Source organism: Gottfriedia endophytica (assembly GCF_017814275.1).
In the GTDB taxonomy this organism is placed as follows: domain Bacteria; phylum Bacillota; class Bacilli; order Bacillales; family Bacillaceae_G; genus Gottfriedia; species Gottfriedia endophytica.
Window position 1 is genome coordinate 476,264 of sequence record NZ_JAGIYQ010000001.1, and the last position, 26,017, is coordinate 502,280.

Genomic DNA, 26,017 nt, shown 5'->3' on the forward strand with positions numbered 1-26,017 from the left:
CTATTCAAAAAAATGACGTTTCATTTGTACAAACTGTTGACAATTGATTTTAAATTGGCTGTTTTAGAATGCGTTAGTTGATTACAACTCCAGGATACTCGCTTTCCGTGGGGCGTGAGCTGAGCCTCCTCGGCATAGCCTGCGGGGTCTCAGCCTTCCCGCTATTCCCACAGGAGTCTCGCACCTTCCGCCCGTATCAACTTTTTTCTTTTAAATTAATAATCTCAAAAGCTACAATCTTTTAGTAAAGACCCTTTAAATAACTATTATTTTTTGAAGGAAAAAAGTGATTTGTCTTGAATATCATGGTAGAAGGTCAAATTTTTATGGAGTGTATTTTATGAAATTTCCAGTTAAAAAAAATCCTATTTTAATCTTTATTACTGTGGCTATGTTACCACTTTCAATTTTTATCTTAGTCACTGGTTTACTCATAAAAGATGATATCGTTGCAGGCATAATAGGCTTTATTATTACTTTTATGCTTTTTATATTTTTAGGATACCCAATCAAGAAATCGTATCATGAAATCACAGAAACTGATTTTTATGCTGTGTTTGGTTGGATGAAAATCAAAATTCCACTAGCTGACATTACTAAAGTAAATTACACTTGGAATCCGATCTCAGCTCCTGCGTGGACATTTAAAAGAATGCAAGTTTCATATGGTCGATATGGATTTGATTTGTTGTCTATTCCTAAAAATGAAGAACAATTCTTTACTTTATTAAAAGAAAGATGTCCAAACGCTTTTATTGATATCGACAAAAAAAGAGACTAAACTCATAATTTGAGGTTAGTCTCTTTCTCATTAATTATTTATATAACGTTCAAAAATTTCACTGTAATCTTTTACATTGTACTTTTCTCTTGTGTTAACTAGCCAATTAAATGCTGTGTCATTTAATTCTTTGAAGTTTTGTACAATATTATTTTCATTACTTGATACACGGTTTAATGTAGCTGAAGCAAGCTGGACGCTCTTTTCCGCAAATTCCAATTTAATCGTATTTTCATGCGTGATTTCTGAGATTTTCAGAAGTGCTTTATATAAATCTTTTACTTCCTCAAGAAATTTTTTATGCACATCAATTGAAAATTCCTTACTACCTATATGAAATTTGATTTCTACATCTAAGTCTACTGTTCCAGCAGTTTCTAATAGTACATGTGAGATTTTATGAGTGTGGTAGTTATAACGATGTAGTGTACGTTTTTTACTAACAGCGCTCGTTCCATCTAAGTGAATTAAACCATTGTTTGTAAAACAATATTCATCTGTTTTTGATTTGATTAAAAAATAGATTTTTTCATCGTCTTCATGAAGTACATAATCATCTGAATCTACTTTATCGTAATCTTTCTGTTTAATTACAGTACCAATATCACTTAAACCAAGTAAATCAGCTGCTACTTTTCCAAACATTTCTTATCCTCCTATATAAATCTATTTAAGTTACCTATACATTCTTATTTTAACACAGGACAATCTATACCTATTAATGAAAACAAAAGGCTGTTTTCGTAAGCTTTGTTGCTATTTTAGAATGCGATAGTTGATTACAACTCCAGGTTGCTCCCTTTCCGCGTGGCGTGAGCTAGCCTCTTCGGCAAGCCTGCGGGGTCTCAGCCTTCCCGCTATTCCCACAGGAGTCTCGCACCTTCCATTGTTATCAACTTCTGTCTTTAAAATTAAAAATCTCAAAAGCAACAATCCTTTAGAAAAGAGCCTTTTAAAAACAACATTCTTTTAAACAAGAACCATTCAAACTATACTAATTCTTTTACTAACCATTCATACCTATAAAATTTTTATTTACACCTTAAATCTATTGAACACATACATAGTTGCAGACTATAATTATTAAGTGACTGTTTAAAAAAGGTTCTGTTTTTCAGAACGTTATTATATGTAATCGAAAATAAAAAGAAAAGGTGTAGATAAATGAGTATTTTAACAGTAAAGAATCTAAGTCATGGTTTTGGTGATCGTGCAATTTTTAATGATGTTTCCTTCCGTTTATTAAAAGGCGAACACATTGGTTTAATCGGAGCGAATGGTGAAGGTAAGTCAACATTCATGAACATTGTTACTGGTAAACTTCAACCAGATGAGGGAAAAGTTGAGTGGTCAAAAAAAGTTCGTGTTGGTTATTTAGATCAACATGCCGTCCTGCAGCCAGGAATGACAATTCGCGACGTATTAAAAAGTGCATTTCAATACATGTTTGACATGGAAAATGAAATTAATGAGCTTTATGTAAAAATGGCTGATGCAACACCTGAAGAAATGGAAAAAATGCTTGAAGATGTTGGTGTTCTTCAAGATACATTAACAAATAATGATTTTTACATCATTGATGCGAAGGTTGAAGAGATCGCTCGAGGTCTTGGTCTTGAAGATATCGGCCTTGATCGTGATGTGAATGAATTATCAGGTGGTCAACGTACGAAAGTATTACTAGCAAAACTTTTACTAGAAAAACCTGATATTTTATTGTTAGATGAGCCTACAAACTACCTTGATGAACAACATATTGAATGGTTAAAGCGTTATTTAAATGAGTATGAAAATGCATTTATCTTAATTTCGCATGATATTCCGTTCTTAAATAGTGTTATTAACTTAATATACCACATGGAAAATCAAGAATTAAATCGCTATGTTGGTGACTATGACAACTTCATGGGCATTTATGAAATGAAAAAGTCTCAACTAGAATCTGCATACAAACGTCAACAACAAGAAATTTCTGAGTTAAAGGATTTCGTTGCACGAAATAAAGCACGTGTTTCTACTCGTAATATGGCTATGTCACGTCAGAAAAAACTTGATAAGATGGATATCATTGAGCTTGGTCAAGAAAAGCCAAAACCTGAGTTCCAATTTAAGCCAGCTAGAACTTCAGGTAAATTAATTTTTGAAGCAAAAGACTTAGTCATTGGATATGATGAACCACTATCTCAACCGTTAAACCTACGCATGGAACGTGGACAAAAAATTGCATTAGTTGGTGCAAACGGTATTGGGAAAACTACTTTAATGCGTAGTTTATTAGGAGAATTAAAACCAATTTCTGGAGATGTAGAACGTGGCGAATTCTTACACATTGGCTATTTTGAGCAGGAAGTAAAATCAGGTAACAACAAAACTTGTATTGATGAAGTATGGGATGAGTTCCCTTCATTCACTCAATATGAAATTCGTGCCGCTCTTGCAAAATGCGGATTAACAACGAAACATATTGAAAGTAAAGTTACAGTATTAAGTGGTGGAGAAAAAGCTAAAGTACGTTTATGTAAATTAATTAACAATGAAACAAATTTACTTGTACTAGATGAGCCTACAAACCATTTAGATGTTGATGCAAAAGATGAGTTAAAACGTGCATTAAAAGAATATAAAGGTAGCGTTCTGATTATCTGTCACGAACCTGAATTTTATAGAGATGTAGTAACAGATGTATGGAACGGTGAAAACTGGACGACAAAAGTATTCTAATAATTCCACACAGTATAAAGTGAACAAGGATAGAACAAGCAGAAATATTATCTGCTTGTTCTATCCTTGTTTGCATTACAAATGACCTCATTCTATTATCTGTTTCTCAGATATCCCCCATTAGTTACTTACTTGGTTCTCCTGATACGCCTTCTTTACCCGTTCAATTTGAGCAAGATGGTTACGAACATGTTCGACGCGGAATTCCAGCAACTGTTTAAATGTGAATCGCTCCTGATCAATATACACTCCTACTCGCTCGCTTTGTTCACTAGTTAGGTTTTCCAGTATAGTCTGCATACTAGAACGTAGGAATTTAAACAGAAGCAGATACTGTTCACGATCCAACAAATCATACTCCAAGTTATTTGCCCATGCGTTTTGGTCAAATGAAATCAGAATTGGCTCTTCCTCCGCCAAGACTTTTTTTAGACGAGGTGTGGCCGAAATCTCGGCATCCGTCACATGTATGAGGATTTGATGAATGCTCCATTTGTCTGGTGCGGGTTTGTAATGAAACTCATCTTCGTTCAATCCTTCGATGGCTTTCCGAAGCATTTCGTATCCTAAGGCGTACTCATGAATTAATTCTTTCAATTCAATACCTCCTATTTTCAAGTAGCTATTCATCAAACTATATTCTTGTTTTTAAGTGAATATCCTTTTATCTTTTAGGCAAAGTACACCTACATTAATTCCCCTATCCATTGTACTCAAATAAAAAAGGACTAGGAATTCCCATCCCTTTTTTATTTTTCGGATTTATTTAAAATTTCTAATTATTTCTAATGTTTTCTTAGTTTTTATAGTAAAATGGAAAGATGGGGCACTTAGTACTAAAAATTTACATAGAAACCCCAATACTCTAAATCCATTATACAAAGTTAAACTACTTCTACATTTAACAAATAGCCCGACGTGAAATGATGAAATAATAAACTTTGGATAGGAGATGAATGTAAATGAAAGTGTGTTTGAAGTTAATTATTGGATTCTTATGCATTTTTTCATTAACTGGGTGTATAGGTGAGGATTATGATGTTGGCCCTCCAACAGCTTATATGGATGTGGACTTTTCTAAAATAAGATTAAAAGAAGCGAACATTCTGTGGAGCACTGGCAGTATTAGTATTAATAAAGTAACACAAAACATTCCACAATTGGCAGCCAGGCAAAAGCAAGTAAGTGTTAGCCCTCTGCAGTCTGTTAATCTAGAATTTGAAGAGAACAAGGAGAACGGTGGGCAATATAACGATGTATCAGTCAACGTTTTCGTATGGCAAGGAGATACACAAGAACGATTGGAATGCAAAGATAACACGTTTAATTTTCCGGAAGAGAAAGGCACTTATGTGTTAGAGGTGAACTTTCACTCTCACCAAGGTGATGTTAAATATGTGGGAAATGTCGTTATTAAGTGATGATTTGAGTAGAATTTTGCCAAGGGAATCTATTTTAAGAAGAAGAAAATCTTAGGAACTAAATCTTCTAAACAAATTCTACTTCATTTTAGGATTCTCTTGTGTTCGTTAACTTAAAAGCACCTCATACTTTTTATAATTTAATTATATCAAAAATCTACGTTGAACTTATCTATTAAAGATGAAAAAAGGCTGTCGACTTTTTCGACAGCCTTAGGGATGGATTTTCCATCCCTTTTTTAATCTATCTTGTTTCTGAAACGTGATTGTTACATTTGAGAAGTAGGTCGTACAATAATCTCATTAATTGATACAGAAGTTGGTTGTTCAATTGCATATAAAATCGCTCTGGCGATATCGTCTCCACTCATCAATTCTAATCCATTTTGTTGGCTAAACATCGTTAAAACATCTTGATCAGAAATTGTATTTGTTAGTTCTGTTGCAACTGCTCCTGGTGAAATAATTGTTGTACGAATATTTTGATCTGGACGCATTTCTTTTCGTAATCCTTCTGTAATAACTCGTACTGCATATTTTGTAGCGCTATACACTGCACTTGAAGGCATGATTTCATGGCCAGCCACTGATGAGATATTAATGATATGTCCCTCATTACGCTCTTCCATATGTTTATATACGGCATTAATTCCATAGAGAACCCCTTTGATGTTTACATCAATCATTAGGTCCCACTCTTCAACTTTTAACTTATTCATAAAAGATAATGGCATAACGCCCGCATTATTGATTAAAATATCAATTTTCCCATATGTATCGATAGTAGCTTTTGCTAAAGCTTCCATATCACTTCTAGAAGTGACATCTGTAACTTTATAGCTAACTTCTGCACCTAATTCTTCTATTTCAGTTTTTAATTGTTGTAAACGCTCTTCTCTTCTTGCAGCTAACATTAGTTTAAATCCTTTTATCGCTAATGCCTTTGCAGTAGCTTGTCCAATCCCACTACTTGCCCCAGTTATAATCACAACATTATTTTCCATCTTAATCCACCCTTTATTCACTACTAATATAGTTCTATTCATTAGAAAAGGACTAGATAAATCCTAGTCCTCCACTATCTTATCCACGTAGTTGAGCGTTATGTGTCTCTTCTACAGATTTTAAAACTTTTTCATGAACTTTCGTTACTTCTTCATCTGTCAGTGTTCTTTCTGGATCAAAGTAAGTTAATGAGAATGCAATTGATTTCTTACCTGCTTCCATTTTGTCACCTTCATATAAGTCAAAGATTGTTACATCTTTTAATAACTTACCTCCAGCTGAGCGAATTGTTTCTACCATTTCACCAGCTACAACAGTTGAATCAACAACTAACGCCATATCTCTGTTCATGCTTGGGAAACGTGGAATCGCTTCGTATAAAATCTCTTCAACTTCAGTATTTAATAACTTCGCAAGTGATAATTGGAATACGTATGTTTCTTTAATATTCCATTCTTTTTGTGTAGATGGATGAACTTGACCAATGAAGCCAATTTCATTGCCATCGATTAAAATACTTGCTGTACGACCTGGATGAAGATCTTCTTTTTTCGCAGCAACATAAGATACTTTATTAGATAAGGCTAATTCATTAAATAGACCATCTAAAATACCTTTTACAACATAGAAATCTACTGCTTTCTTTTCACCTTGCCATGCATGTTGTAACCATAATCCTGTTAATGCACCTGCAAGATATTCTTCTTCATGTGGAAGTTCATTGTTTTCTGATGTTAAGAAAACAGATCCTGCTTCAAATAAATGTACGCTTTCTTCTTTACGTGCAACGTTATAAGAAACTGCATCAAGTAGATGTGGTACTAAGCTAAAGCGTAATTCGCTACGTTCTTCACTCATCGGTAATGCTAAACGAACTGGGCTCGCTTCCCCAGCTTCTAAAGCAAAACGTTTCACCTTGCTTCCGCTAGTTAATGAATACGTTACTGCTTCAAATAATCCAGCATGTGATAAATAACGACGAATTCTTCTACGTTTTGCTTGGTATGAAGTTAATTGACCACGACTTGCAACGCCTGTCGGTAATGTTGCAGGAATATGATCATAGCCATATAAACGGCCAACTTCTTCTACTAAATCTTCTTCAATCGTAATATCACCACGGCGTAAAGGAACAGTTACTGTAAATGACTCTCCTTCTTGAGCTGCTTCTAAGCGTAAACGACGGAAAATATCTTTAACTGTTTCAGCATCAATATCTGTTCCTAATACACTATTAATTTTTTGAACAGTTACTGTAACGTTTTGTTCTTCTACTTGTAAATTATTTTCTACAGTAGTACCTGGTGCAAGCGTACCACCAGCTAGCTCAACCACTAATTCCGCTGCTCTCTCACCTGCTGCTAATGTACGAGAAGAATCAATTCCTTTTTCAAAACGTGCACTTGATTCACTACGTAAACCTAATTCTTTTGATGTTTGACGGACACTTAAAGGACGGAATACTGCTGATTCAATTAAAACGTCAGTTGTATTCTCATCAACTTCAGAGTTTTGTCCGCCCATTACTCCAGCAATCGCAACAGCTTCTTTATCAGTTGCAATCACTAAATTATGAGGTTGTAAAGTACGTTCTTCCCCATCAAGCGTTGTAATTTTCTCATCAGCTTTTGCGTTTCTAACAATAATTGATTGACTATTTAATTTGTTATAATCAAACGCATGTAACGGTTGACCATATTCAATTAAAATGTAATTTGTGATATCAACAACATTATTAATTGGACGAATACCTGCACTCATTAAACGTGATTGCATCCAAATTGGAGATGGGCCGATTTTTACACCTTTTACAAGTTTCGCAGCGTAAAATGGTGCATCTTCTTTTGCTTCTACCGTTACATTAACAAAATCTGCATTGTTTGTTACTTCAGCTCCAACTTTTGGAAGTTTCACTTCACGGTCTAAGACTGCTGCAACTTCATAAGCAACACCGATCATGTTTAAGCAATCTGCACGGTTTGGCGTTAAGCCTAATTCAAGAACTGAATCATTTAAATGAAGATATTCAAGTGCATCAGTTCCAACTTCTGCGTCATTCGGAAGGACAAAGATTCCATTTGAGAATTCTTTAGCAACAACTTTTCCTTCGATTCCTATCTCTTGAAGTGAACAAATCATACCTTCTGATACTTCACCACGAAGCTTTGCTTTTTTAATTTTAAAATTACCTGGAAGTACCGCTCCAATTTTTGCAACAATAACCTTTTGTCCTTTATCTACATTTGGTGCGCCACAAATAATTTGAAGTGGTTGTTCTTCGCCTACATCTACAGTACATTTGTTTAGTTTATCAGCCTGCGGATGTTGTTCACGTTCCATCACATATCCTACAACGACATTTTTAATGCCTTCTGATAAATTATTAACGCCTTCTACTTCAATACCTGCTTTTGTAATTAAATTTGCTAGTTCTTCAGGTGTTACGCCTGATAAATCTACATAATCTTGTAACCATTTCGTTGATACGAACATATTGTTGTCCCCTCCTACCTTACATTTGTTGGAATTGCTTTAAGAAACGAATATCATTTGTATAGAAATGACGAATGTCATCAATGCCATATTTTAATAATGCAATGCGTTCTGAACCAATTCCGAATGCAAATCCTTGGTATTCTTTTGCGTTATAACCAGCCATTTCAAGTACGTTAGGATGAACCATACCAGCACCTAAAATTTCAATCCAACCAGTATGTTTACACATGTTACATCCTTTTCCCCCACATTTCATACAAGAAATGTCCATTTCAACAGATGGTTCTGTGAATGGGAAGAAGCTAGGGCGCAAGCGAATTTCACGATCTTCACCGAACATTCTTTTTGCAAACAATTGAAGTGTTCCTTTTAAGTCACTCATAGAAATGTTTTTACCAACCACTAATCCTTCGATTTGCATGAATTGGTGTGAGTGAGTTGCATCATCATCATCACGCCTGTAAACCTTACCTGGACAAATGATTTTGATCGGTCCTTTTTCCATATTCGCTTCCATTGTTCTTGCTTGAACTGTTGATGTATGTGTACGCATTAAAGTTTCTTCTGAAATATAGAATGAATCTTGCATATCACGTGCAGGATGCCCTTTTGGAAGGTTTAATGCTTCAAAGTTGTAATAGTCTTTTTCAACCTCTGGACCTTCTACTACTTCGTATCCCATTCCAATGAATAAATCTTCAATTTCTTCAATTACAGCTTTTAAAGGATGTGCACCACCAGCATGAACTGGACGTCCAGGTAATGTTACGTCAATACTTTCCTTAGCAAGTTTGTCGTCAATTTCCTTTTGTTCAAGTAACACTATCTTTGCTTCTAGCTTTTCTTGAATCGCAGCGCGTACTTCATTTGCAACGGCACCCATTTTTGGACGTTCTTCAGGAGATAAATCCTTCATCGCCTTCATTGCTTCTGTAATTGGTCCTTTTTTACCTAAATACGCAATACGTACTTCATTTAATGCTTTTAAATCATTTGCTTCTTCAATTTGTTTGATTGCTTCCGCTTGTAAAGCTACTAAACGCTCTTGCATTTGCTTTCCTCCTATTTTCAGTCAGTGTTTTGCACTTTTTTATAAATTTTGAAATACAAAAAACCTCGTTCCCAATAAAGGGACGAGGTTATCATTCGCGGTACCACCCTAATTAACAGTTTCACTTAATTATAGAAAAGATAATTAAATGAACTATGTACTGTTCACTTCATTCAAATAACGGCTTCTACCGAGTCGCCTTTACACACAATTGTGTGGTCCCGGCGCTTGCTCCAGAGGTGAATTCAACTACACTGTCTATAAAAGTGCTCGCAGTCTATGGCACTTTCTTCCTTAATAGCGTGATGTAATCTACTCTTCTCTTTCATAGCATTTGACTATTTATTTACTCACTTATTATAGTGATTTTAGTTATGATATGCAACTCCTCATCAAAATTTTCACATATTTTATATGAAGAATTTTGATGTAAGACCAAGTATGGCCAATTAGCTTAATCCGTACATTAATACTCCAGCCGCAACACCTACGTTAAGTGACTCTGCTTTTCCAACAATAGGAATATACACATTTTCGTCTGTAATGGCTAATAGTTCTTTATTAACACCATTGCCTTCATTTCCAAGTAAAATAGCAAAGCGTTCAACTTTCGAGCTTTCCTTATAAGGCTTTGCTCCTTCTAAAGCTGTTCCAAATACTTTAATATTTTCTTGTTTTAAGTTAGTAATCCATTCATGCAAATCTCCCCTAATGATCGGGATATGGAAAAGTGATCCTTGAGTAGAACGAATTGTTTTTCCATTATACAAATCACAGCAACCTTTTCCTAGAATAACCGCATCAAACCCAGCCGCATCTGCTGTTCTTATAATTGTTCCAGCATTACCAGGATCTTGAATTTCATCAAGGAGAATCACTTTTTTAATCGATTTTATGTCAACTCTCATAAAGTCAAACTCTACAATTGCAAAAACACCTTGTGTTGTTTCAGTTTCACTTAATGCCTTACTGACTTCTTTTGAAATATACGTCACTTCATATGAGCCAGTTGTAAAAGTAGCCGGTATATCAATTTCCTCACAAATTAATAAATGTAAAATTGGTGCATCATTTTTAATTGCTTCTTCAACTAAATGCAGGCCTTCAATGATATATTTTTTTGCATTTTCTCTCCCTTTTTTAGTTAGGAGCTTTTTCCATGCTTTAATTGAAGGATTTTGGATCGAATCAATTCTCTTCATACTATTTTTCCTCGCACATTTCTACTTTAAATATTTTTCAATAGAACTATCATACATAATTTCAGTACCCAAAACAAATACTACTAAAAAATAATTCATTTGAAAGGGGTATAGTATGAATTTTAATATTCGAGGAGCAGTAATACATAATATTACAGGAAATAGTACTAACCAGCTTGAAGCAACTATTGTCGATGCAATCCAAAGCGGTGAAGAAAAAATTCTTCCAGGTTTAGGTGTGTTATTAGAAGTTTTTTGGAACAACGCATCCGAACAACAAAAACACGAACTTCTAGATGTGTTAGAAAATGGAGTTAAAAAATAACCATCATTGAAAGGTATTACAACCTGTTAATATGGGATATATCATGTAAAAAATACTTTATTAAAAATGCGTGCTAATTAGCACGCATTTTCTAATGGAATTTATTTAAAAAATTTGGCTCTTTTCTAAAAGATTGTTGCTTTTGAGATTTGAAACTTTAAAGACAGAAGTTGATTACAAAGGAAGGTGCGAGACTCCTGTGGGAATAGCGGGAAGGCTGAGACCCCGCAGGAGCGTATGCGACGAGGAGGCTCAGCTCTCGCCCCACGGAAAGGGAGCATCCTGGAGTTGTAATCAACTAACACATTCTAAAATAGCAACAATGTATGCGAAAACAACAAAAATTTTTTACTTATTGTCTTCTTTAACTTGTAATATACATTCTACTTTCTATTTTTATCAGTATAAGTTCAATTTTTACTAATCACTAACCCAAGCATATACACATAATTTATAGAAGCCATGAATATTGAGGGGTTGGAAAGATGATGAATTTACCAAGTTTATCAGTGCCTAAAATTGATCGTTGTGATGCAATAAATTTGCTATTAACTTCAATTGCTGCGGAAGAACTTGCTCTTGCAAAAGTTATACAAGAAGAAGCAAATAAGCTAGAAAAAGGAATATGCCTATCTCGAAGATTAAAAGATTTATTTGAAGTAAATGATTCAGTCAACTCACTTATAAAAACTGTTATAAAAAAAGAAATAATCATTCTCCTTACGTTAGAAGAAATTATTGACCTCGATGAAAAATGCAATTGTTGTAAAGAGCATAGGGAAAGGGAAGAAGAGGAAGAGGAAGAATAGATTAATCTAGACTAACATGAAAGGTGGGAAAGATTTGGATTTGAAATTAACTATTGATGAACTTTTTTGTCAAAACCACCGTATTTGTACAAATCTTACACCACTTTTTCTTGCACAAGAGGAGTTTTTCCAAACAAATTTATTAAACAATATAAAGATGATCCATAACTTGGATCATTCTAAAATCGATTCGTTTATCGAACACTTTTCAAAAAACATCCGATTATTAATTAGTTTACAAGTTGTATCGTTATCAAATTTTATGACATTAACAGATCATCCCATTTTTTTTCAATGTAAAAGTGAAATAAAATGCTGTTTAAAAGAAAGCTGGGATGTTTATCTTGAGCTAAAACAAGCTATAAAATGGAATTTTTTATGTTCAAAAATAATTAAAAAATCTTTAAAGGATTCAATACTCGATAAACTGAATTTAGTTGAACTAATGCTAAGACAAAAGCTTGAAATGTTCGATTTACATGAAAGAAATGTAAAAGTTAAGATTATAGATTGTGAATGCGAGCAATCAGAACCTTGGTTTGAATAAAAATATCAAAAGAGATGCTCATCCTAAACATTTAGTTTTTATAATTAGGCTTATCAAACTTCTCTAATTCATATAGTTACTTAACCCAGTTCGTCTACCCTTTCTACAAGATATACTATTCATTTCATGGAAAAGTTCTACATAGTTTGATAAAATTAGGCCTTACAAATAAAGTGAAACTTCCATATGTGGGGTTTTTTATTCCCCACTTTTGGTTAGCCCAATCGGGCTTTTTTTACGGGCAGTTTCCCCCACCTATCTACCTCGTTTCTCTTTGAATCTTGAGGTGGGGGTCTTACTGCCCGTTAATCTATTAGTAATGCCAAATCAAAAAATCCCCCAAAGTAACTTTGAGGGATTCATTATTATGAATATGTTAATTGATCAACTGTATTACGATCTAATCGTTTTATAATTTCTACTAATAATTTCACTGTATTCTCATAATCATCACGATGGATGATACTAGAATGAGAATGAATGTATCTAGCAGGAATTGAAATAGCTAATGACGGTACACCTTCCAATGAAACATGCATTGAACCTGCGTCTGTTCCACCACCTGGAATAACTTCAAATTGATATGGAATTCCGCACTCTTCCGCCGTTTTAATGACTAAATCACGTAAATCCTTATGTGACACCATTGATGCATCATAAAGGACAATTTGAGGTCCTTTGCCAAGCTTACCTTGTGCATCACGCTCAGATACTCCAGGCATATCACCAGCTAAACCAACATCTACTGCAAAACCTATATCTGGTTGAATTGTATTAGTTGACGTTTTTGCACCACGAAGTCCTACTTCTTCTTGTACATTTCCAACTCCATAGACAACATTTGGATGGTTCTCTGTCTGAAATTTTTCTAAAACATCAATTGCAATCGCGCAACCAATACGATTGTCCCACGCTTTTGCTAATAAAAATTTTTCATTCTTCATTACTTGGAATTCAAAATAAGGGACGATTTGATCTCCTGGACGTACGCCAAATTCTAATGCTTCATCTTTGCTAGTAGCCCCAATATCAATAAACATATCTTTAATATCAACAACTTTTCTTCTAGCTTCAGCACTTAAAATATGAGGAGGTTTTGAGCCAATAACTCCTACTACATCCCCATCTTTCGTACAAATTGTAACCCGTTGTGCAAGCATAACTTGTGACCACCAACCACCTATTGGCTGAAAGCGTAGGTAACCTTTTTCGTCAATCTGCGTTACCATAAAACCGACCTCATCTAAATGACCTGCTATCATAATTTTAGGTCCATTTGCATCTCCAGTTTTTTTAGCAATAAGACTCCCAAGATGGTCACTTGTTATCTCTTCTGCATATGGTTCAATATATTTTTTCATTATCTCTCTTGGTTCATCTTCAAAACCTGCAACACCTTTTGCATCAGTTAATTCTTTTAGCATTTGTAGTTTTGGATCTAAATTTGACATTATCCATACTCTCCCTTTTGATTTATTTTCACAACATCTATTGATTCAAAAAATCAAATTCCAATTATGTATCATTTCATTAATTATAAAATTATTTACACAATATTTCTACTTTAAAAGAAATTAAATAATTACTAATAAAAATGATTAACAAAATTAATGTTATTATAATAAAGGAACATAAAATTAGGCACTTTTCTTTTACCCAACTTTCATTCATCAATTGAAATTTCGTAGAGGTTAACTCTACTGTTTATAGTTTATCTATCTTTAATGTATGCATGCTATACTATTTTTACATTTCCAGACAGTTTAAGGAGTAATTTTTATGATTAAAACAAAAAGTCTTTTTGAAGAAGCTAAAGCTTTTATCGAACAATGCTATGAAGAACTAGAGAAACCAACTGAAATAAATAGTAGATTACAACAAATCGAAGCAGAAATTCTTTCAACTGGTACGTACGAGCATACTTTTGAAGAATTAGTTCATGGAGCTCGAATGGCATGGCGAAACAGCAATAAATGCATTGGGAGATTATTTTGGAATAGTTTACAAATTCTTGATGCTAGAGAAGCAGATACTGATGAAGAAGTCTTGAATGCTCTTTTAACTCATATTGAGTTTGCTACAAACCAAGGTAAAATTAAACCAACCATTACTATTTTTAAACAATATAAAAATGATAAGAATCAATTACGAATACATAATCATCAGTTAATTCGCTATGCTGGATACGAAACGGATAATGGAACAATTGGTGATTCACATTCACTTCTTTTTACTTCTTATTGTGAAAGTCTTGGTTGGAGAGGAAAACGCACTGATTATGATGTATTACCGTTAGTTTTTTCGTTAAATGGAAATGAGCCGAAATGGTTTGACATTCCATCGGATTTAGTAATGGAAGTACCAATCGAACATCCAGAATATGATTTTTCATCACTCGAGGCAAAATGGTATGCTGTTCCTATGATTTCGGATATGCGTTTAGAAATTGGTGGAATCTCCTATACAGCTGCACCTTTTAATGGTTGGTATATGGGTACAGAAATTGGTGCCCGAAATTTAGCTGATACAGAGCGCTATAATTTATTGCCAAATATTGCAAAAATAATTGAGATTGATTCATCAAAAAATAGCTCTCTTTGGAAAGATCGAGCACTTGTAGAGCTTAATATTGCCGTATTACATTCTTATAAAAAACTTGGAGTGAGTATTGTTGATCATCATACAGCTGCAGAACAATTTCGCCAATTTGAACAACAAGAAGTAAAATGTGGAAGAATGATTACTGGAAATTGGGTATGGCTTATTCCTCCAATGTCACCTGCAGCAACCCATATTTACCATCGTCCTTATAATAATCAAATAATGGTACCAAATTTTTTCCGTAAATAATATAAATAGAAAGGTATTTTTTGAATGGAATTTCATGAGCAAAAGATTTTGCCAGCTGTTAGGCAAATAAAGGATTTAGAAAAGTTATTACATAGTTCTTATGAGTATATTGTGATTTTAGATATTCATATTGGTCAATTGAAAAGTGTCGTTAACCTTGCAAACCAACATGGTAAAAAAGTATTTCTACATGTTGATCTGATTCATGGATTGCAAACTGATGCATATGCAACGGAATATTTATGCCAAGAGTTTAAACCATACGGGTTATTATCAACAAAAGCAAACGTGATATTAAAGGCGAAACAAAAAGGTGTTGTTGCAATTCAACGTATCTTTTTAATTGATTCTAGTGCAATGGAAAAAAGTTTAACACTCATTGAAAAAACGAAACCAGATTATATTGAAGTGCTTCCTGGTGCTTTAACAGATATTATTACTGAAGTAAAGGAACGGACGGGTATACCAATTTTAGCTGGTGGTTTTATTCGAACCATTCAAGATGTAGAAAAGGCATTAGAAGCTGGTGTTACTGCGATTACAACATCAAAAAAAGAATTATGGAAATATTTTCTAAATTTGTGACAAAAGTATGAAAAAATGTAAAAAAATCGTTGACAACGTTTTCATACCCAGTTTATCATAAGAGCAAGTTAATAAACGTGACGGAGAAAGTAGAGATCCACATTTCATTGTTTCTATGTTTTTATAGAAGCGTATTGGGTGTGGGTCTTTTTCTTTTGTAAAAACGAATGGCCATTCATTTTATCTCTATCACATTGAAAGACTTAAATTGATTGTGGAGGGATTTTATGTCAGCATTTTTAGGAGAATTAATCGGGACTGCTTTCTTGATTGTTCTTGGTGGCGGTGTTTGTGCAGGAGTAAGTTTAAAAAAATCATTTGCAAAGGATTCAGGTTGGATTGTCATTACATTTGGATGGGGATTAGCAGTTGCTATGGCTGCATACGCTGTAGGATCTATTAGCGGAGCACATTTAAATCCAGCGGTTACAATTGGACTAGCTTTTAAAGGTTCATTCCCATGGAGCAAAGTACCTGAATATATTGCTGCCCAAATGATTGGTGCTATTATTGGTGCTGTTATCGTCTATTTACACTACTTACCTCACTGGAAAGAAACAGAAGATCCTGGTACAAAGTTAGGTGTGTTTGCAACAGGTCCAGCAATTCCAAACACTTTTGCAAACCTTTTAAGTGAAATGATTGGAACTTTTGTTTTAGTATTCGGGATTCTAGCAATTGGTTCAAATAAATTTGCAAACGGTTTAAATCCTTTCGTTGTAGGATTCTTAATTATAAGTATTGGATTATCATTAGGAGGTACAACTGGTTACGCAATTAACCCAGCACGTGACTTAGGACCTCGTATTGCACACTTCCTTTTACCGATTCCTGGAAAAGGCGGTTCGAACTGGAAATATGCATGGATTCCAGTTGTAGGTCCAATTTTAGGTGGATCATTAGCAGGGGTTTTCTATCAAATTGTTTTTGAAAAAAAACAAAATTCAGCAATTATTTATATCGTCATTTCAGCAATTATTATTCTAGCAATCTCTTATTTCACTAGCAAACAAGGCTCAAAAAATACAAATAGTAGAAAAGTAGCTTAAGGGGAAACTAAAATGGAAAAATTCATTCTTTCATTAGATCAAGGAACAACTAGTTCACGTGCAATTCTTTTTAATAAAGACGGTAAAATTGTTCATGTGGCGCAAAAAGAATTTACACAACACTTTCCAAAGCCAGGTTGGGTAGAACATAATGCAAATGAAATTTGGGGCTCAATTCTAGCGGTTATCGCAAGCTGTTTAAGTGAAGCAAATGTAAAACCAGACCAAATTGCGAGTATCGGGATTACAAACCAACGTGAAACAACAGTTGTATGGGAAAAAGAAACAGGAAAACCTGTATACAATGCAATCGTATGGCAATCTCGTCAAACAGCAGAAATTTGTGATGAGTTAAAAGAAAAAGGCCTAAACGACATGGTTCGTGAAAAAACTGGTCTTTTAATTGACGCATACTTCTCTGGAACAAAAGTAAAATGGATTTTAGATAACGTAGAAGGCGCAAGAGAAAAAGCAGAACGTGGAGAATTACTATTCGGAACAATTGATACATGGCTTGTATGGAAGTTATCAGGTGGTCAGGTTCACGTAACAGACTACTCTAATGCATCTCGTACATTAATGTACAATATTCATGAATTAAAGTGGGATGAAGAACTTCTTAACATGCTAACAGTACCAGTAAGCATGCTTCCAGAAGTACGTCCATCTTCTGAAGTATACGGTCATACAGTTGACTATCATTTCTTTGGTCAAAGTGTACCGATTGCAGGTATTGCTGGTGACCAACAAGCTGCTTTATTTGGCCAAGCTTGCTTTAGTGAAGGTATGGCAAAAAATACGTATGGTACAGGCTGCTTCATGTTAATGAACACTGGTGAAAAAGCTGTAGCATCTGAAAATGGATTATTAACAACAATTGCGTGGGGCTTAAACGGAAAAGTACAGTATGCATTAGAAGGTAGTATTTTCGTAGCTGGTTCTGCAATCCAATGGCTTCGTGATGGTTTACGTATGTTTAATGATGCTAGCGAAAGCGAAGCATATGCAACTCGCGTCGAATCAACTGAGGGAGTGTATGTTGTACCTGCATTTGTTGGACTTGGTACACCATATTGGGATAGCGAAGTACGCGGTGCTATATTTGGTTTAACTCGTGGTACGTCAAAAGAGCATTTTGTACGTGCAACTCTTGAATCGTTAGCATATCAAACAAAAGATGTATTATGCGCAATGGAAGCTGATTCAGGCATTGAGTTAAAAACATTACGTGTAGATGGTGGTGCTGTTAAAAATAACTTCCTAATGCAGTTCCAAGGAGATATTTTAGGCGTATCTGTAGAACGACCAGAAGTGAACGAAACAACAGCATTAGGTGCAGCCTATTTAGCGGGTCTTGCAGTTGGTTACTGGAAAGATCAAGAAGAAATTGCAACCCAGTGGAATATGGATAAAAAATTCACACCTGCAATGGAAACAAATGAAAGTGAAGCACTATATTCTGGTTGGAAAAAAGCAATTGAAGCAACAAAAGCTTTTAAATAATTTGATTTAGTGTTAAAATAAAAACAAGTTAATATTCGGTAGGAGATTTGGAGAGACCATAACACACTGTAGAATTGATTTCTATAGTGCTGATTGTGGTCTCTTTTTTCGTATTTAGAGGAGGAAATTACCATGAAATTTTCAGGCAAACATCGTAAAGAAGTATTAAACAAAGTAACTAAACAGGAGTTAGATGTAATCGTAATTGGCGGCGGTATTACAGGCGCAGGAATTGCATTGGATGGAACAACACGCGGACTATCAACAGTGGTATTTGAAATGCAAGACTTTGCAGCAGGTACTTCAAGTCGTTCAACGAAGCTTGTACATGGTGGTTTACGCTATTTAAAACAATTTGAAGTGAAAATGGTAGCAGAGGTTGGGAAAGAACGTGCAATTGTATACGAAAACGGCCCTCATGTAACAACTCCAGAATGGATGTTATTACCCTTCCATACGGGCGGAACCTTCGGTGCATTTACTACATCAATTGGTCTTCGCGTTTATGACTTCTTAGCAGGTGTTAAGAAAAGTGAACGCAGAAAAATGTTTAGCCGTGAAGAAACGATGAAGAAAGAACCACTTGTAAAACAAGATGGCCTAAAAGGCGGCGGTTATTACGTTGAATATCGTACAGATGATGCCCGTTTAACAATTGAAGTGATGAAGGAAGCAATTAAACACGGTGCAAAAGCAGTCAACTATGCGAAAGTAGACAATTTCATATATAAAGACGGAAAAGTATGCGGTGTACGTGTAGTGGATTTACTAGACGGAAAAGAATATGAGGTGTACGGTAAAAAAATTGTTAACGCTGCTGGTCCATGGGTTGATACACTACGTGAAAAAGATAATTCAAAAAAAGGAAAAGTATTACAACTATCAAAAGGTGTTCACCTTGTAATTGACCAAAAACGTTTCCCACTTGGGCAAGCCATTTATTTTGATACACCAGATGGCCGAATGGTATTTGCTATTCCACGTGGTGGAAAAACTTATGTAGGTACAACAGATACATTCTATGATAAAGATGCAGCTGTACCAAAAATGACTTCAGAAGATCGCACATATATTATTAATGCGATTAATTATATGTTCCCTACTGTAAAAATAACAGAAGCGGATATTGAATCAAGCTGGGCTGGCGTTCGTCCATTAATTTATGAAGAAGGAAAAAGCGCATCTGAAATTTCTCGTAAAGATGAGATTTGGACATCTGAATCTGGTTTAATCACAATTGCTGGCGGAAAATTGACAGGATATCGTAAAATGGCTGAGATGGTGCTAGACCATGTGACAGCTGTACTTCAAAAAGAAGGTCACGGTTCATACCCTACTACCAAAACAAAGCATATGCCAATTTCTGGGGGCCATGTTGGCGGTTCTAAACAATTTCCAGCATTCATTGCAAAAAAAGTACAGGATGCCACAAAATTCGGTTTAACTGCAGAGCAGGCAGAACACTTCGCGAAGTTCTATGGTTCAAACGTTGATGTACTTTTTGAACTTGCAAATGAATATAAGGATGAATCAGAAAACTATAACTTGCCACTTGATGTACTTCTTCCCCTTGTCTACGCAATTGAGTTCGAAATGGTAGCAAAACCAGTTGATTTCTTCGTTCGCCGAATGGGAGCTGTTTTCTTCAACATTGAATGGGTATATAAATGGAAAGAAGCAGTAATCAATTACATGGCTGTGAAATTAAATTGGAGCGAAGAGGAACAAGGTAAATATACAATTGAATTAGAAAATGCGTTAACTGACGCTGTGGTTCCTGTTGATCAACAAGATAAATGAGCAAAATTAATATAATAACTATTTGAGGGAAAGGAGTTGAAGCTCCCTTCCCTTTTAGTTTTTATGCTCTCTTTAAAATGATTGAGCCTAAAATCTGATTGTTCTCTTAAAAAAATTTTATTGCTAACTCACATACAAATATGTAATGTTTTTGATAATTCAAATAATGAGGGGTAAATATGATAAAATAGTTATTGAATTCTAATTATGGTTCATTCCTCCACTGTCCTTGCAGCAACTCATAATTACTAACCATTTTAATAATGGCTCTTTTTCTAAAAGATTGTTGCTTTTGAGATTTTTTATTTTAAAAATAGAAGTTGATTACAACGGAAGGTGCGAGACTCCTGTGGGAATAGCGGGAAGGCTGAGACCCCGCAGGCTTGCCGAGGAGGCTCAGCTCACGCCCCACGGAAAGGGAGCAACCTGGAGTTGTAATCAACTAACGCTTTCTAAAATAACAACAATGTATACGAAAATAACATAATAATAAATTACTAGTTTCAAATTTTTTTAAGGAGGAGTAATATGATCATATTTCAAAACAAACATGTAACAGTCTTTCAAAGCCCACTTTATCAAACGAACTCTACAGTTATCGAAACAGATGATTGTCTGTTAGTTGTAGATCCAACATACTTACCACATGAGATTCAAGAAATTCAAGAATATGTAGAGAAAAGAAAACAAAATAAAAAAGTCTATCTCTTCATTACACACGGAGATTTTGATCATATCGTTGGTTACAGTGCTTTTCCAGATGCTATATGCATCGGAAGTATTGATTTAAAGAATCATCCTCAAAAGGATAAAAAAATCGAGACAGCTAATCAATTTGATCGTGATTTCTTTATCGAACGTGATATTCCTTTCACTTTCCCTGAGCTTGATATTGTTATTTATGAGGATGGACAACAAATAAAAGAAGGAAATACAACTTTAACATTTTATACATCTCTAGGTCATACAAAGGATGGATTATTTGCAGTTGTGGAGGAGTTAGGGATTTGGATTGCAGGAGACTATTTATCGAACTTTGAATTGCCATTTGCTTATTATAGTGTGAAAGACTATTTTTCAACATTGAATAAAGCAACGAATATACTAAATTCTTACCAGATTTCCTTATTAGTTCCTGGTCATGGAAAAGTTTCAACGGATCCTAAAGAAATCGAACAACGAATTAATGTTGCGAAAAGTTTTCTTCTACGTCTAAAAGAAGCTGTATTACAAAATGATGATGATGAGATCAACAAATTAGAAAAAGAAATATTATTTCCTTCTGATTTCACAAGAGATTGTCATCAAACAAATATACAATTAATTAAACAAGAGTTTACTCATGTTTAATGATAAAATTTACAATGTAAAAAAGCAGAAAACTAAAGTTTTCTGCTTTTTTACATTCAATTAAGTGTTGATGTAACTAGTGTATCTTCTGCTAATTTTATTTGCTCTTTTACTTGAATTGGAGATGTTCCTCCATAGCTATTTCTTGCCGATACAACTTGTTCAGGAGATAAAATAACGAAAATATCTTTCTCGAATAGACTACTAAACTGTTGGTATTCTTCTAAGCTCAAATCTAGTAAATATTTATTCTGTTGAATGGCATAAAGTACAATTTTCCCTATAACCTCATGAGCATCACGGAATGGTAGACCTTTTGTGGCTAAGTAATCTGCAATATCAGTTGCGTTCGAGAAGTCTTGATCAAGTGCTTTACGCATAATATCTTTATTAACCGTCATTGTTTCAATGATTGGCGCTAAAAGCATAAGAGATCCTTCTAACGTTTCCACTGTATCGAACATACCTTCCTTATCTTCTTGCATATCCTTGTTATAAGCAAGTGGTAAGCCTTTTAACACTGTTAGAAGTCCGATTAAATTTCCATAAGTACGGCCTGTTTTTGCTCGTAGGAGTTCTGGTACATCAGGATTCTTTTTTTGTGGCATAATACTTGAACCAGTACAAAAAGAATCATCTAATTCAATGAATTGAAACTCTTGGCTTGACCATATGACCATCTCTTCAGACAGCCTAGAAATATGAGTCATAATAATCGCACCAATTGAAAGAAACTCAAGGATAAAATCTCTATCACTTACAGCATCCATACTATTTGGATAAACCGTTTTAAATCCTAGTTGCTGAGCTACTCTTTCTCTATTAATCGAAAATGTTGTTCCTGCAAGTGCTCCAGCACCTAGTGGAAGCCAATTCACACGTTTTAGACTATCTTGTAGTCTTTCTTTATCACGCTCGAACATCCAAAAATACGCCATTAAATGATGAGCAAACAACACTGGCTGCGCACGTTGTAGATGCGTATACCCTGGAATTAGTGTATCGATATTTTCTTTAGCTTGAAGAAGTATGGATTTTTGAACATTTTCAATGAGCCCGATCATTTCATTTGTTTTATTTCGTAAATAAAGATGCATATCGGTTGCTACCTGATCGTTTCTACTACGCGCAGTATGCAACTTTCCGCCGACTGGTCCAATTTTTTCAATTAACATCTTTTCTATGTTCATATGAATATCTTCATGTTCAATTTGGAACTCTACTTCGCCTTTTTCAACCATTTCTTTAATTGAAAGTAGACCCTCTTTAATTTTTTCAGCGTCCTGCTCTGGAATGATGTTACACTCTCCTAGCATTTGCACGTGTGCTAGACTTCCTTCAATATCTTCGATGGCTAATTTTTGATCGAAGGAAATGGATGATGTAAATTCTTCAACAAGCTTATTCGTTTCCTTTGTGAAGCGGCCACCCCATAATTTTGTCATTGATGAAACCTCCTAAACTTTTAAATCTTTCCTTACGACTTATAACGTTTAGAGAGCCTCCAACCAATCCATTGAAAGCTCTCATTTTAAACCAGCACTTTTAAATTCTTACTATTTTACTTCTGTTGCCTCTTTTTGATTTACCTCTGAGTAAACCTTTGTGGATAATCCCCAAATTTTAATAAAACCAACAGCTGCATTATGATCGAACGCATCACCTTTCGAATAAGTTGCCAATTCTTCATTATATAAACTATGTGCAGACTTTCGGCCAACTACCATATAGTTCCCTTTATGCAATTTAACGCGAATTGTACCAGAAACAACCTTTTGAGTTTCATCCACAAATGCATCAAGTGCAGGTTTTAGTGGCGAGAACCAAAGTCCGTTATAAATCACCTGTGTCATTTGTTGATCAACGTTCGTTTTAAATTGAGTCACTTCACGTGGAAGTGTTAAAAACTCCAACTCTTTATGAGCATTAATTAAAATTAGTGCCGCTGGATTTTCATAGACCTCACGGGACTTAATACCAACTAAACGATTTTCAATATGGTCAATTCTTCCAACCCCGTGCTTTCCACCAAGGGCATTAAGTTCTTCAATCAATTGAACTAATTCCATTTTCTCGCCATTTAATCCTACAGGAACACCTTTTTCAAATTCAATTTCAATATATTCAGCCTCATCTGGCGCCAATTGAATTGGGTTCGTCCAATCAAATGCCGCTTCTGGAGCTTCTGCCCATGGATCTTCTAATACACCAGCCTCACAAGCGCGTCCCCATATATTTGCATCAATTGAAAATGGATTATCTAAGTCAACAGGAATCGGAATTCCTTTTTCACTTGCATATGCAATTTCCTCATCACGAGTCATTCCCCATTCACGAACAGGTGCAACAACCTTTAAATTCGGATTTAATGCCTGTATTGAAACTTCGAAACGAACTTGGTCATTTCCTTTTCCGGTACAGCCATGAGCAACTGCTGTAGCACCTTCCTTTTCAGCTATATCTACAAGTATTTTAGAAATAAAAGGACGTGATAGTGCAGATGAAATTGGGTACTTCCCTTCGTATAAACAGTTCGCTTTAAGAGCAGGTAAAATATACTCTTTTGCAAACATCTCTTTCGCATCGATCATATAACATTTGATTGCACCAACGTTTAACGCTTTTTGCTTAATCGCTTCTAAGTCTTTTCCTTCTCCAACATCAAGACTAACTGCGATTACATCGTATCCGTATTTTTCTTGAATCCATTTCACTGAAACGGATGTATCTAATCCACCTGAATAAGCTAAGACAATTTTTTCTTTCGTCATTTTGAACATCCCCCTATAAGAAATAATTACATCAAATGTATTTTTATACATTTATATCAAATAAATATTATATTCTAAACTTGAATCACTTTTAAAAAAATTTCATATTCACGGTATTTAACCTTAATTAAAAGTGATTTCAGCCTAAATCGATTATCTGTCACATATTCTACTTATGAATTATTATACTTATTAATATATAATTATGCAATTATTTTTTTGAAACTATCTCTTTCTAAGAAAGTCTGTTATTCTTAGAAGCAAAAAAGACTGGACTTTTAAGGCATCAATCCCTTTCAAATATCCAGGCTTTCACATCGCTAAATTATTTTTCCTCTTATAGTATCCAAGTACATAAAAAAAGCCTTAACAGATCTCATCTGTTAAGGCTTTTATCCGAACTTATTTTAAGTTAGCTTTTGCAGCGTTTGCTAATTCAGCAAATGCGTTAGCATCAGTTACAGCTAGATCAGCTAACATTTTACGGTTAACTTCGATACCAGCTAATTTTAAACCGTGCATTAAACGGCTATAAGAAAGACCGTTCATACGAGCAGCCGCGTTGATACGAGTGATCCATAATTTACGGAAATCACGTTTTTTCTGACGACGGTCACGGTAAGCATACATTAATGATTTCATTACTTGTTGGTTTGCAACTTTGAATAATGTATGTTTTGAACCGTAATAACCTTTTGCTAATTTAATAACCTTTTTACGACGAGCGCGTGTAACTGTACCGCCTTTAACTCTTGGCATATTGATTCCCTCCTAGATATATCTAAATCCGTTATCGTTCTTATTTCATGTTTGTAAGCATAAAGCGAATGCGTTTGAAATCGCCTTTACTTACTAATGAAGCTTTACGTAATTTACGTTTTGCTTTAGTAGATTTGTTAGCAAATAAATGGCTTGTATAAGCGCGGTTACGTTTTAATTTACCAGAACCAGTTCTTTTAAAACGTTTTGCTGAACCACGGTGAGTTTTCATTTTAGGCATGTCGAGTTTCCTCCTCTAATTAAACTTACTTTTCGTTTTTTGGTGCTAAGACTAAGAACATACTACGACCGTCCATTTTTGGATGTGACTCAACAGTTGCAACTTCATTACAAGCTGCTGAGAAACGATCAAGTACTCGTTGTCCAATTTCCTTATGTGTAATAGCGCGACCTTTGAATCGGATTGACGCTTTTACTTTATCGCCATTCTCTAAGAACTTAATTGCATTACGAAGTTTTGTGTTGAAGTCATGTTCTTCAATCGTTGGACTTAAACGAACTTCTTTCATGCTAATAATTTTTTGGTTCTTACGATTTTCTTTGTCTTTCTTCTGTTGTTCAAAACGGAATTTACCGTAGTCCATAATACGACATACTGGTGGTTTTGCAGTTGGCGCAACCATAACTAGATCTAAGTTTACGTTAGCAGCTAATTCTAAAGCTTCTTGACGTGTCTTGATACCAAGTTGATCTCCATTTTGTCCAATTAAGCGAACTTCACGAGCACGAATTCCATCGTTAACCATCATGTCCTTGCTAATAGTAAAACACCTCCAGGGTACTCTGTAAGAATTTACCTCGTTTGTTTTGTTGAAGACATCCTCAAACCCAACAAAAAAGTGTGAGCATATAAATACACCCACACTAACATCATCAATTTAAAATTTGATTATGTTACCTGTTAACAGCCTCTGCGTCATTCAGGTGAGAAGCGGGTGCTTCTACTTCAACAAACAAGTATTCTTTTCTTA

Annotated in this window: 24 protein-coding genes and 2 other annotated features; of the genes, 12 read left to right on the forward strand and 12 right to left on the reverse strand. The window is 34.8% G+C overall.

Going from position 1 to position 26,017, the window contains the following annotated elements:
- Positions 1 to 340 precede the first annotated feature (340 nt).
- Complete coding sequence (locus J5Y03_RS02250; protein WP_209401997.1) at positions 341 to 781, forward strand: PH domain-containing protein; 441 nt, start codon at positions 341 to 343, stop codon at positions 779 to 781.
- 30 nt (positions 782 to 811) lie between these two features.
- On the opposite strand, the gene J5Y03_RS02255 is transcribed toward J5Y03_RS02250, so the two are convergent.
- Positions 812 to 1,426, reverse strand: coding sequence for a PH domain-containing protein (locus tag J5Y03_RS02255; protein ID WP_209401999.1), 615 nt, complete (start codon positions 1,424 to 1,426; stop codon positions 812 to 814).
- Positions 1,427 to 1,945: 519 nt separating this feature from the next.
- Between J5Y03_RS02255 and J5Y03_RS02260 the strand changes: the two genes are divergently transcribed.
- On the forward strand, positions 1,946 to 3,502 hold the full coding sequence (locus J5Y03_RS02260; RefSeq protein WP_209402001.1) for an ABC-F family ATP-binding cassette domain-containing protein: 1,557 nt from the start codon (positions 1,946 to 1,948) through the stop codon (positions 3,500 to 3,502).
- Between the two features lie 120 nt (positions 3,503 to 3,622).
- Here the strand turns inward: J5Y03_RS02260 and J5Y03_RS02265 are convergent, their stop codons facing one another.
- Positions 3,623 to 4,099, reverse strand: coding sequence for a DinB family protein (locus J5Y03_RS02265; RefSeq protein WP_209402003.1), 477 nt, complete (start codon positions 4,097 to 4,099; stop codon positions 3,623 to 3,625).
- A gap of 365 nt (positions 4,100 to 4,464) precedes the next feature.
- On the opposite strand from J5Y03_RS02265, the gene J5Y03_RS02270 reads away from it, so the two are divergent.
- Positions 4,465 to 4,923 carry a hypothetical protein gene (locus J5Y03_RS02270; protein ID WP_209402005.1) on the forward strand — a complete coding sequence of 153 codons (459 nt, stop codon included), beginning with the start codon at positions 4,465 to 4,467 and terminating at the stop codon, positions 4,921 to 4,923.
- Positions 4,924 to 5,192: 269 nt separating this feature from the next.
- Here the strand turns inward: J5Y03_RS02270 and J5Y03_RS02275 are convergent, their stop codons facing one another.
- The 4 genes from J5Y03_RS02275 to J5Y03_RS02290 all read right to left on the reverse strand — a co-directional run bounded on the left by J5Y03_RS02275 (position 5,193) and on the right by J5Y03_RS02290 (position 10,677).
- Positions 5,193 to 5,927: an SDR family oxidoreductase gene (locus tag J5Y03_RS02275; RefSeq protein ID WP_209402007.1), complete on the reverse strand. Its 735-nt coding sequence runs from the start codon at positions 5,925 to 5,927 to the stop codon at positions 5,193 to 5,195.
- Between the two features lie 79 nt (positions 5,928 to 6,006).
- Entirely contained in the window at positions 6,007 to 8,421 is a 2,415-nt protein-coding gene (gene pheT, locus J5Y03_RS02280; RefSeq protein WP_209402009.1) for a phenylalanine--tRNA ligase subunit beta, read from the reverse strand.
- Between the two features lie 19 nt (positions 8,422 to 8,440).
- Positions 8,441 to 9,475, reverse strand: coding sequence for a phenylalanine--tRNA ligase subunit alpha (gene pheS, locus J5Y03_RS02285; protein ID WP_209402011.1), 1,035 nt, complete (start codon positions 9,473 to 9,475; stop codon positions 8,441 to 8,443).
- 75 nt (positions 9,476 to 9,550) lie between these two features.
- Positions 9,551 to 9,813: a binding site (T-box leader), on the reverse strand.
- A 111-nt stretch (positions 9,814 to 9,924) separates the two neighbouring features.
- Positions 9,925 to 10,677 (reverse strand): TrmH family RNA methyltransferase, encoded by a 753-nt coding sequence (locus J5Y03_RS02290; RefSeq protein ID WP_209402013.1) that lies wholly within the window; start codon positions 10,675 to 10,677, stop codon positions 9,925 to 9,927.
- A 115-nt stretch (positions 10,678 to 10,792) separates the two neighbouring features.
- Here J5Y03_RS02290 and sspI point away from each other — a divergent pair, with 115 nt between their 5' ends.
- From sspI to J5Y03_RS02305, 3 genes are all read left to right on the forward strand, one after another.
- Complete coding sequence (sspI, locus tag J5Y03_RS02295; RefSeq protein ID WP_209402015.1) at positions 10,793 to 11,002, forward strand: small acid-soluble spore protein SspI; 210 nt, start codon at positions 10,793 to 10,795, stop codon at positions 11,000 to 11,002.
- Positions 11,003 to 11,487: 485 nt separating this feature from the next.
- Positions 11,488 to 11,811 (forward strand): hypothetical protein, encoded by a 324-nt coding sequence (locus J5Y03_RS02300; protein WP_209402017.1) that lies wholly within the window; start codon positions 11,488 to 11,490, stop codon positions 11,809 to 11,811.
- Between the two features lie 34 nt (positions 11,812 to 11,845).
- Positions 11,846 to 12,358, forward strand: coding sequence for a hypothetical protein (locus J5Y03_RS02305; RefSeq protein ID WP_209402019.1), 513 nt, complete (start codon positions 11,846 to 11,848; stop codon positions 12,356 to 12,358).
- A gap of 365 nt (positions 12,359 to 12,723) precedes the next feature.
- Here the strand turns inward: J5Y03_RS02305 and J5Y03_RS02310 are convergent, their stop codons facing one another.
- Entirely contained in the window at positions 12,724 to 13,809 is a 1,086-nt protein-coding gene (locus tag J5Y03_RS02310; RefSeq protein ID WP_209402021.1) for a M42 family metallopeptidase, read from the reverse strand.
- 328 nt (positions 13,810 to 14,137) lie between these two features.
- Here J5Y03_RS02310 and J5Y03_RS02315 point away from each other — a divergent pair, with 328 nt between their 5' ends.
- From J5Y03_RS02315 to J5Y03_RS02340, 6 genes are all read left to right on the forward strand, one after another.
- Positions 14,138 to 15,208 carry a nitric oxide synthase oxygenase gene (locus J5Y03_RS02315; protein WP_209402023.1) on the forward strand — a complete coding sequence of 357 codons (1,071 nt, stop codon included), beginning with the start codon at positions 14,138 to 14,140 and terminating at the stop codon, positions 15,206 to 15,208.
- Positions 15,209 to 15,232: 24 nt separating this feature from the next.
- A complete protein-coding gene (locus J5Y03_RS02320; RefSeq protein WP_209402024.1) occupies positions 15,233 to 15,793 on the forward strand; it encodes a glycerol-3-phosphate responsive antiterminator in 561 nt (186 codons plus the stop codon).
- A 227-nt stretch (positions 15,794 to 16,020) separates the two neighbouring features.
- Positions 16,021 to 16,842, forward strand: coding sequence for an MIP/aquaporin family protein (locus J5Y03_RS02325; RefSeq protein WP_209402026.1), 822 nt, complete (start codon positions 16,021 to 16,023; stop codon positions 16,840 to 16,842).
- A gap of 12 nt (positions 16,843 to 16,854) precedes the next feature.
- Positions 16,855 to 18,345, forward strand: a complete 1,491-nt coding sequence (gene glpK, locus J5Y03_RS02330; protein ID WP_209402028.1) for a glycerol kinase GlpK — start codon at positions 16,855 to 16,857, stop codon at positions 18,343 to 18,345.
- 132 nt (positions 18,346 to 18,477) lie between these two features.
- Entirely contained in the window at positions 18,478 to 20,145 is a 1,668-nt protein-coding gene (locus J5Y03_RS02335) for a glycerol-3-phosphate dehydrogenase/oxidase (RefSeq protein ID WP_209402030.1), read from the forward strand.
- Between the two features lie 528 nt (positions 20,146 to 20,673).
- Positions 20,674 to 21,495: an MBL fold metallo-hydrolase gene (locus tag J5Y03_RS02340; protein WP_209402032.1), complete on the forward strand. Its 822-nt coding sequence runs from the start codon at positions 20,674 to 20,676 to the stop codon at positions 21,493 to 21,495.
- 56 nt (positions 21,496 to 21,551) lie between these two features.
- On the opposite strand, the gene argH is transcribed toward J5Y03_RS02340, so the two are convergent.
- The 5 genes from argH to infC form a co-directional block, all read right to left on the reverse strand.
- The gene (argH, locus tag J5Y03_RS02345; RefSeq protein WP_209402034.1) at positions 21,552 to 22,940 is read right to left on the reverse strand and encodes an argininosuccinate lyase; all 1,389 of its coding nucleotides are present in this window, start codon (positions 22,938 to 22,940) and stop codon (positions 21,552 to 21,554) included.
- Positions 22,941 to 23,051: 111 nt separating this feature from the next.
- Positions 23,052 to 24,266, reverse strand: a complete 1,215-nt coding sequence (locus tag J5Y03_RS02350) for an argininosuccinate synthase (RefSeq protein WP_209402036.1) — start codon at positions 24,264 to 24,266, stop codon at positions 23,052 to 23,054.
- Between the two features lie 402 nt (positions 24,267 to 24,668).
- Positions 24,669 to 25,025, reverse strand: coding sequence for a 50S ribosomal protein L20 (rplT, locus tag J5Y03_RS02355; RefSeq protein WP_088042980.1), 357 nt, complete (start codon positions 25,023 to 25,025; stop codon positions 24,669 to 24,671).
- Between the two features lie 40 nt (positions 25,026 to 25,065).
- The gene (gene rpmI / locus J5Y03_RS02360) at positions 25,066 to 25,266 is read right to left on the reverse strand and encodes a 50S ribosomal protein L35 (RefSeq protein WP_209402038.1); all 201 of its coding nucleotides are present in this window, start codon (positions 25,264 to 25,266) and stop codon (positions 25,066 to 25,068) included.
- A 25-nt stretch (positions 25,267 to 25,291) separates the two neighbouring features.
- The gene (infC, locus tag J5Y03_RS02365) at positions 25,292 to 25,795 is read right to left on the reverse strand and encodes a translation initiation factor IF-3 (RefSeq protein ID WP_209402040.1); all 504 of its coding nucleotides are present in this window, start codon (positions 25,793 to 25,795) and stop codon (positions 25,292 to 25,294) included.
- 78 nt (positions 25,796 to 25,873) lie between these two features.
- Positions 25,874 to 25,999: a sequence feature (ribosomal protein L20 leader region), on the reverse strand.
- Positions 26,000 to 26,017 lie beyond the last annotated feature (18 nt).

What these genes read in the sequence shown, in the direction of transcription:
- J5Y03_RS02270 (WP_209402005.1), top strand. Translation starts at nt 4,465, where the DNA reads ATGAAAGTGTGTTTGAAGTTAATTATTGGATTCTTATGCATTTTTTCA.
- J5Y03_RS02290 (WP_209402013.1), bottom strand. Translation starts at nt 10,677, where the DNA reads ATGAAGAGAATTGATTCGATCCAAAATCCTTCAATTAAAGCATGGAAA.
- argH (WP_209402034.1), bottom strand. Translation starts at nt 22,940, where the DNA reads ATGACAAAATTATGGGGTGGCCGCTTCACAAAGGAAACGAATAAGCTT.
- J5Y03_RS02315 (WP_209402023.1), top strand. Translation starts at nt 14,138, where the DNA reads ATGATTAAAACAAAAAGTCTTTTTGAAGAAGCTAAAGCTTTTATCGAA.
- rplT (WP_088042980.1), bottom strand. Translation starts at nt 25,025, where the DNA reads ATGCCAAGAGTTAAAGGCGGTACAGTTACACGCGCTCGTCGTAAAAAG.
- rpmI (WP_209402038.1), bottom strand. Translation starts at nt 25,266, where the DNA reads ATGCCTAAAATGAAAACTCACCGTGGTTCAGCAAAACGTTTTAAAAGA.
- J5Y03_RS02335 (WP_209402030.1), top strand. Translation starts at nt 18,478, where the DNA reads ATGAAATTTTCAGGCAAACATCGTAAAGAAGTATTAAACAAAGTAACT.
- J5Y03_RS02320 (WP_209402024.1), top strand. Translation starts at nt 15,233, where the DNA reads ATGGAATTTCATGAGCAAAAGATTTTGCCAGCTGTTAGGCAAATAAAG.
- pheT (WP_209402009.1), bottom strand. Translation starts at nt 8,421, where the DNA reads ATGTTCGTATCAACGAAATGGTTACAAGATTATGTAGATTTATCAGGC.
- J5Y03_RS02255 (WP_209401999.1), bottom strand. Translation starts at nt 1,426, where the DNA reads ATGTTTGGAAAAGTAGCAGCTGATTTACTTGGTTTAAGTGATATTGGT.
- J5Y03_RS02310 (WP_209402021.1), bottom strand. Translation starts at nt 13,809, where the DNA reads ATGTCAAATTTAGATCCAAAACTACAAATGCTAAAAGAATTAACTGAT.
- J5Y03_RS02260 (WP_209402001.1), top strand. Translation starts at nt 1,946, where the DNA reads ATGAGTATTTTAACAGTAAAGAATCTAAGTCATGGTTTTGGTGATCGT.
- J5Y03_RS02275 (WP_209402007.1), bottom strand. Translation starts at nt 5,927, where the DNA reads ATGGAAAATAATGTTGTGATTATAACTGGGGCAAGTAGTGGGATTGGA.
- infC (WP_209402040.1), bottom strand. Translation starts at nt 25,795, where the DNA reads ATGATGGTTAACGATGGAATTCGTGCTCGTGAAGTTCGCTTAATTGGA.
- J5Y03_RS02350 (WP_209402036.1), bottom strand. Translation starts at nt 24,266, where the DNA reads ATGACGAAAGAAAAAATTGTCTTAGCTTATTCAGGTGGATTAGATACA.
- sspI (WP_209402015.1), top strand. Translation starts at nt 10,793, where the DNA reads ATGAATTTTAATATTCGAGGAGCAGTAATACATAATATTACAGGAAAT.
- glpK (WP_209402028.1), top strand. Translation starts at nt 16,855, where the DNA reads ATGGAAAAATTCATTCTTTCATTAGATCAAGGAACAACTAGTTCACGT.
- J5Y03_RS02340 (WP_209402032.1), top strand. Translation starts at nt 20,674, where the DNA reads ATGATCATATTTCAAAACAAACATGTAACAGTCTTTCAAAGCCCACTT.
- pheS (WP_209402011.1), bottom strand. Translation starts at nt 9,475, where the DNA reads ATGCAAGAGCGTTTAGTAGCTTTACAAGCGGAAGCAATCAAACAAATT.
- J5Y03_RS02300 (WP_209402017.1), top strand. Translation starts at nt 11,488, where the DNA reads ATGATGAATTTACCAAGTTTATCAGTGCCTAAAATTGATCGTTGTGAT.
- J5Y03_RS02325 (WP_209402026.1), top strand. Translation starts at nt 16,021, where the DNA reads ATGTCAGCATTTTTAGGAGAATTAATCGGGACTGCTTTCTTGATTGTT.
- J5Y03_RS02250 (WP_209401997.1), top strand. Translation starts at nt 341, where the DNA reads ATGAAATTTCCAGTTAAAAAAAATCCTATTTTAATCTTTATTACTGTG.